Annotated in this window: 2 protein-coding genes; both read right to left on the bottom strand. The window is 48.0% G+C overall.

What is annotated here, in order from left to right; translation table 11 throughout:
- Positions 1 to 220: 220 nt before the first annotated feature.
- The gene (locus tag EDM57_RS22245) at positions 221 to 976 is read right to left on the bottom strand and encodes a barstar family protein (RefSeq protein WP_211338297.1); all 756 of its coding nucleotides are present in this window, start codon (positions 974 to 976) and stop codon (positions 221 to 223) included.
- A 13-nt stretch (positions 977 to 989) separates the two neighbouring features.
- Complete coding sequence (locus tag EDM57_RS22235) at positions 990 to 6,836, bottom strand: polymorphic toxin-type HINT domain-containing protein (protein ID WP_246005882.1); 5,847 nt, start codon at positions 6,834 to 6,836, stop codon at positions 990 to 992.
- Positions 6,837 to 6,863 lie beyond the last annotated feature (27 nt).

Below are 6,863 nucleotides of genomic sequence, written 5' to 3'. Positions count from 1 at the left end.
GAACCAACTGAGGTCGTGTAAGTAAATACCATATTTTGGATATATCTAGCAACCAACTGTAGTCCGTCCCTTTTTTTGCTTTTTAGGGGGGGCATTTTCGTATAAAAAGTCGAATTTTCGACTTAGAGATGCCCCTTTTGAATTTCAAAAACCTGGATAAATCAATGTTCCCATTTTGGGGATTTTAGCTGATTTGGACTTTCTGGACATCACCACTAAACTAGGGTCTAACTATTCTTACTTGTTTTTCTGTAAGGATCTCATTTAGTTGTGCTAGAAAAACGCTATCTGTTTCAAAATAATCACTATCATTTTGCAAATTAAGGGTAAATGGGGGAACTACACCAAAGCCACCACAAAGACAATCCTCGAGACTTAATAAATCAAATCCAAAATATCCACCTGGGCCATTAATTGCCTCTCCTAAAGCACAAAAGAAAGAAGTTGGATCCTTTACGTAACTTGCATCAAAAGAATATACTCCGTATCTTTCATCTTGTTGATTAGGATTTCTCTTAAAATATAAACGTGCAACTTCTAACCATCCTACTCTTTGTTGCTCTGTGAGACTAGACCATAAGTTAGTGGATGTAGGAGGAGAATGTCTCCATTTTTCCCAAATCGCTAAAGCTTCTTTTGAGGTCTTTGTTAATAGTGTTCCAATTAGTTCAAGATATCTTTGTTTAATTTCAGGCACATTTTTATGAAAGTATAATGGAACTTTTAGCGAGAAATAAAACGAACCAATGGTATTCCCATTTACATCTAGGATACTTAGATGAATATTTGAAACACTGGCTTTTGTTTCCGTGCAGTATCCCATAAATTCTCTGGTTATTGTAAAGTCTTCTAGGATGATCTTTTGGAAAGATTCGTTTTCAACGATTGTAGTGCATTCTCCTGAAAGTCCCAAAATGTCTTTGCAAGTTCCTACAATTAATTGGCTGTCATCATCAAATATTTTATACTTAACCATTGTACCTCCAAGTCTATTTTCCACCTTCAGGATACCATGGTCCCGGAAATAATCTAGGTTGTGAATAGTCATGATTTAGTACATACCCAAGTTTTCCGTCTGGTCTTTTTAATATTCTATGGTTAGTTCCAGGAACGTCATATTCTAACGACCCGGCCCATACATTTGCTCCACCACCTGATTTATTCTTCAACTCGTTCGCATTAAATACCTTTTGTTGACCTGTGGCCGGGTTAATCCTTGGCGTTCCCCTGCCTAAAATAATTTCTTCGTATTGTTCCCGAATTTTTTTGGGCAGAGGATTAGAACTAGAAAGTTTTTTAATGCTGCTAGTGCATTTTGTATTATGCACCCAGATTCCCAAATCTGTTACATAATACGTGTGATAGTCCTCAACCGTAAAGTTGTAAACCGTAACTGGCTTATCCAGTTTAACGAACTCTACCTTGTCAATCGTTAAGTTACTTCCATTAGCCTTTAGAAGTTTATCTCCCACCTGAAGTTCATTGGCGAAGACCCAACCTTTGCCTTCAGCCCAGAACGGATGGTTGTCTGTCGTCTCAATGATTTGCTCCCCAACATACAATTTAATAATATCATCACGTTGGTTACGATATAAAGCGGTGACTTCCTTGTAGCCTAGTTCTCCATCTGGGTTAAACTCATCCTTAGCGAGAACCATGTCTCCGACTTGAATATCCTCAATATTCTTCTCCCCTTCATCTGTCAGCACTTTAGTACCCGCTGTAAAACAATTGCAACCAGCTGCCTTTATTGTGTTTGCCTTAGCAACAAGCTTAACAGAATTAACAGGTTGAACGGTCCTTGCAGAACTAAAATTGGGAACATCTCCATGATTCATGCCAACCGTAGTATTGAATGTGACAATAGCGGTTGAAAGAACTTCCTTTTGTAGCGGCGTTGGTACATACTTGCTTACTGCATCTTCGGGTTCTATCCCCTCTTGGTATGCCTTCTGTGCTGCGACCTTGGCCCAATGTATATACTCTGCTTCCGGCGAGGAATAGCCACCTACTCCTGCCGTCATCTCCTGTAAGTGTCCACTCGGATCCACAAACTTTAACGGATTATTACTCACATACACATACCGATTCAAGCTAAGCGGATTATCCACCTGCCCCTTATACGTATCCTCCGACACAAACCTCCCCATCTTCGGATCATAATACCGGGCACGCAGGTAGTAAAAACCGCTCTCCTTGTCGTACATCTCCCCCGCATATGCAAACGGGTTCGGCATCGTTTCCTTGACTTTATCGGCAAGCAAGTTGCCCCAGATGTCATACTCATACGTATTCAACACATTCCCGTTCGGAGCTTTGATCTTCACAACATCCCCGTGGGTGTTGTAATAGTACGTGCCTTCCTGGTTCGTCGTGTAGTCCTTGCGCCAGATCAGCTGGTTGCCAAAGACGTTGCGGGCTTTGACCCTACCGTCCTGGGTCAGTTCTTCGATCACTTGCCCGTTGAGATACACGTAATGGGTCGTGTTGGTTACACTTCCAGTCTGCTGTTTCGTCGCGCGCAGTCCGCCTGGGTAGTAGGTGTACTTTGTTGTGCCTTTCGCGTCTTTGTACTCGATCAGGCGATTCAGCAAATCGTGCTTCAACTCGTAGCTGCGCGTCGAATCTGCGGGCGCATTGGCATAGATTTGGCGGTTGCCGCGGCGGTCGTACGCGTACTGTCGGGTGTTGCCCTGGATGGTTTCTTCTTTAATTCGGGACAGTTTGTCGTAGGCAAACGTGCCGTAGGTCGTTCCCCCGCGTTTTTGGCTGATGATGTTGCCGAACAGATCGTAGCTGTTCGTCTCATTCCAACCATCCGCGTGATTGATCCCGGTGATCTCGGAAAAGGAACTGATCGTTTTTTGCATCGCCGACGACTGGCCGGGGTAGGAGACAGTGTTGGTCTCGCCACTATTGTTCATCGTATAGCTGTAGCTCGTCGTTCCTACGCCTGGGATTGTCACGGCGCTGAGGCGGTCGGCATTGTCGTAGGTATAATCAACGCGCAAAGTAGGAGCCGAACCGGAAACCGCGCTGCGGGATGGATAAATGAGGGCGTCGATGCTCTCATCGTAGTCGGAGTAGACGAGTTGGTAGTCTTTTCCCATCATCGTTTGCCGATTCAGGCGGCGGTATTCGTCGTAGCCATAGCGGACAGTTTGGCCGTAGTTGTTTGTTTCCATCAAAAGCAAGCCGGAAAGTGGATCGTAGCTACGTTCTTCATAGAAGCTGCTGCCCGCAGACAGTTTCGTCATTTCGTTGAACGGCGAATACTGGTAGCTGAACAGGACGCCGTTTTTGTCTTTGAAAGTTTTGACGGCGCCGTTTTTCTCGTACGTGTACTGCTCGGCCTTGGTTTCCGGGTTCTTTTCGGACAACTTCCAGGACAGCGCGTTATACGTGTACACGGCAGTAGGGGTGCCGTTTTCGATCACGGTGGTCAGGTTGCCGAGTCCGTCGTAGCTGTATTCGTTCACATTGTTTTCCGGGTCGCGCAAATAGACCAACTGGTCGTTATGATCGTAGCGCATCGTCCAGCGTTGGGTGATGTTGCCGTCCGTGACTTCCTTGTCTGTAACTTTTCCGAAGCGGTCTGTCTGGTAGTTGGTCACGCGGTGGTGGCTGCCTCGTTGGGTCGTTTCTTCCACACTCTCTACCCGGCCGTACAGGTCGCGGTAGGTGGTGACGATGTAGCCGTTTGGTGACAATGTTTGTTCGGTCAGGCGCGGCAAATAGCTGGTGCCGTCTGAATACGCATTAGCCCGATGGGAGCGGGTCGTACCCAAGGCGTTCGTAGTCTGGTAGACGAAGCCGTCCCAGTCGTAGGTGTATGTCGTACTCTTCGCCTGGTTGCCGTATGGGATGGTGCGGCTGATTTGCATGCCGTCGGCGGTAAACTCGTTTTCTACCAGCGGGCGTTTGCCTCCGCTCGTCCCGCGCTGCTCCTGGTAGGCGATGTCCCCGTATGGCGTGTAGTAGGTGATGATCCGGGATGCATCAGGCAAGACTCTTTCGACGATTCCCGGCCCCTCTGCGCCTGTGCCGGATGCTTCGCCGTCCCGATATACATACGCATAGATACGGCTCGCGCCCTGGTGGCGGTAGCTTTCCGTGAGAACTCTTCCCAGCGTGTCGTATTCGTAGGTGACTTTGCTGCCGTTTGGATACGTCTGGCTTTTTAGCTGGCTTTGGTTGTCGAACTCCATTGAGAAGTTGAGGACGTCCGTTTTTCCGCTTTCCAGTTCAATGCCTGCCAACGAGATTTGCGTCGGTTGCACGCCGTATGCATCATAGGCGGTAAACGTCTGCGTTCTTGTCTTGCCGCCAAAGTTTTCCGTGACCGAATAAAGCTGCGCATTCGTGTATTCATAGGTTCGCTCCGTAGTCTGGCTTTTGTAGCCGGACATGTTCACCGGGAACGAATGAATTTCCGTTTCTTTTCGCAGCAGATACTGGTCGTTGTACTCGTAGGAAATGTTCGAATAGTACGGCTCGCCGGACGCGGAAGTCGCTTGCGTGCGCACAGTTTTCAACTGGGAATACGCACGGAAGCCTTTTTTGCTCTCCAGATCGTACGTCCAGGTCGTCAAGATGCCGTCTGGCGTTAATTGCTTGACGAGGTGGCCGTAGTCGTCGTATTCGAAGTACGTTTCTTGCGCGTAGTTGTTGATTTTCGCGGCATACGCAGCGCGTTTGGACAAGACTGGCTCTTTCAAGTATTGGTTAAAAATATCCTTGTCTGTCACGCCAGAAGATGGCTCCAGAAACACGTACTTGTAAGTCGGCTTGGTATGGCTGCCGGAATAGGCGTACGTGGTGTATGTCGTCGGGTTATACGACACCTGGTACTTGGCTCCGGAAATCGAGGTTCCGCCTTTGCTGATTCCCGTTGTTTTCTCGCTTCTCAAGAGCATGTTTCCTTCTGCGTTGATGCGGAACAGGAGCGTACGGGTGTAGCGGGAAGGCACCGTTTCCGTGACCTGGACCGTATCACCGTGTCTGTCCGCCATGTTTTTCAACCGCGGCAACTGGTCCTTCGGCACTTTCCAGATCTCGTAAAAGCGGTCGTTGTCCGCATAGCTTTTTTCCAGCTTGTACGTATTCGTGCCTTTCGGTGTTTTCAAGCTGTAGCTGTACGTCACTTTATTGACGGGATGGTAGGCGACGTAGCTCAGCGCATATTTGTCCTGGAAAATTCGCACCAGCCCGTCCTTAAATGACGTTTGCTCCAGCTGATACGGGCGATACTCGTATTGGATGGACAGCCCTTGCAACGGATAGGTAGCTTCTTGCATGAGCAGGTAGTCAAGTTGCTTCCGATCCTTTTTGTCTGATTCCCAGAATTGAGGAGACTCCTGGAGCGTCTGGTCGGTTACCAGTTTATCCAGTGTGTATTTTTTGTTCAGGTTGAAGTACGCGATTCCTTTTGTTTTCGGATTATGATACGTATAACGCGCAACCGTGTACGCTTGTGTTCCACTTCCTGGTACTGGAAGCACTTCTACACGGTTCAACTGTGTGTAACCACTCAGAGCCACTTTGACCTCGATATGGTAGCGGATATGCTTGAGCACGGTCGTCTGAGACTTATCCTTGTAGACATACAGGTCTTGTGTCAGAGCGTTGCGCTCTCTTTCTTTCAGGACGATGAAGCGTCCAACGCTATCCTCGATGTTCATCAGTTCGCCGTCGCTGTTCAGCTGGTACTTGATGGTGTCGCCGTAAATATTGGATTTCACAACAGTTCCATGGGGAATATTGAACTCGTATTTCACGTCGCGATAGTACAAGGTGTAATTGGACCCCATCTGCTCAATGGACAGCTTGACATCGTCGTAAGGATAGTTTTGGACATTTGTATGGCGAAATTCAAAAGAAGTCCCGTCTTCCAGCGTAAAATAATACAAATTGCTTGCCGAGTACTTCTCAATGTGAGTCGTATAGGTTTCTTGTCCAGGCTTGCGAACAGCGTCGCTTACGGATACCCTGTGTCCTCTGGTGACGATCTCCATCCGAGGCACATTGAATTCCCATCCGGTCGCCAGCTTCTTGCCAGAGATATACGTCTCGTTTTTCGCCTCTTCTTCGTTCCAGGACGGCAAGCTGATTTTGCTGTTTAAAGAATGGTACCGACGCTGCAGCACGACATCAAGGCCGTGCTTGCCTTCCAGGTAGACATCCTGCTCAACGAGGTTGGCTGCCCGGTACAATTCGTCTACAGAACTTTCTGTTTTGGAGCGGGCGAAGCGAAACTCCTGTTCTTTTTCCGTGAATTGCATCTCTGGAAGGGTTGGGGTAGACTGAGCTTCCATGCTTTCTTCCAGTTGGCTAAGCTCCTGCATTTTTGTCTGGACGAGCGGAGTCAATCTGTTTAAAAGCTGTAGCTCGTCTGGTGCGAAAGCACGAAAACGGGCAAAAAGCTCGTCTTCGGAGAGTGCTTTTACTTCCTCTTGTTCTTGCAGAGACAAAAGTTGCAGAAGATCAGAGTAGAAATAGGCTGCGAATTTCAGCAGTCCTCTGTCATAAGTCCGATGAATCTCAATTGCCGTCTGGACGTCGAGCTGTGTCCAGGTGAGCGCGGCGATCTCCGCTTCGGTAAACTTGGTTGGATCACTTGTTGCGGCTTGTTCCTCTAGCGGGGCAAGCTGCTGGTCTTCGATGGACTGCCTGAGTTCCTCTGTGGCTGCTTCCAGAGTCGAGGTGGCAACAGGTGTGTCCTGCTGCGGCGACAACTCGAAAGGTTCGTTTGCCAGCACGGCTCCTGGGGGCAGGAGTGTGACGCATAAGGAAAGGCATAGCAGGTAGATGAGTGACTTTATGGAAAGGTGTTTCATAATGCCTCCATAATGGTTAGTTGTCCC

The organism is Brevibacillus gelatini (assembly GCF_003710935.1).
GTDB lineage: Bacteria > Bacillota > Bacilli > Brevibacillales > Brevibacillaceae > Brevibacillus > Brevibacillus gelatini.
Note: the sequence above shows the minus strand (reverse complement) of the source record. Positions and strands in the feature narration are given on the sequence as shown.

Coding starts and splice junctions, on each gene's coding strand:
- EDM57_RS22245 (WP_211338297.1), bottom strand. CDS start 976: ATGGTTAAGTATAAAATATTTGATGATGACAGCCAATTAATTGTAGGA.
- EDM57_RS22235 (WP_246005882.1), bottom strand. CDS start 6,836: ATGAAACACCTTTCCATAAAGTCACTCATCTACCTGCTATGCCTTTCC.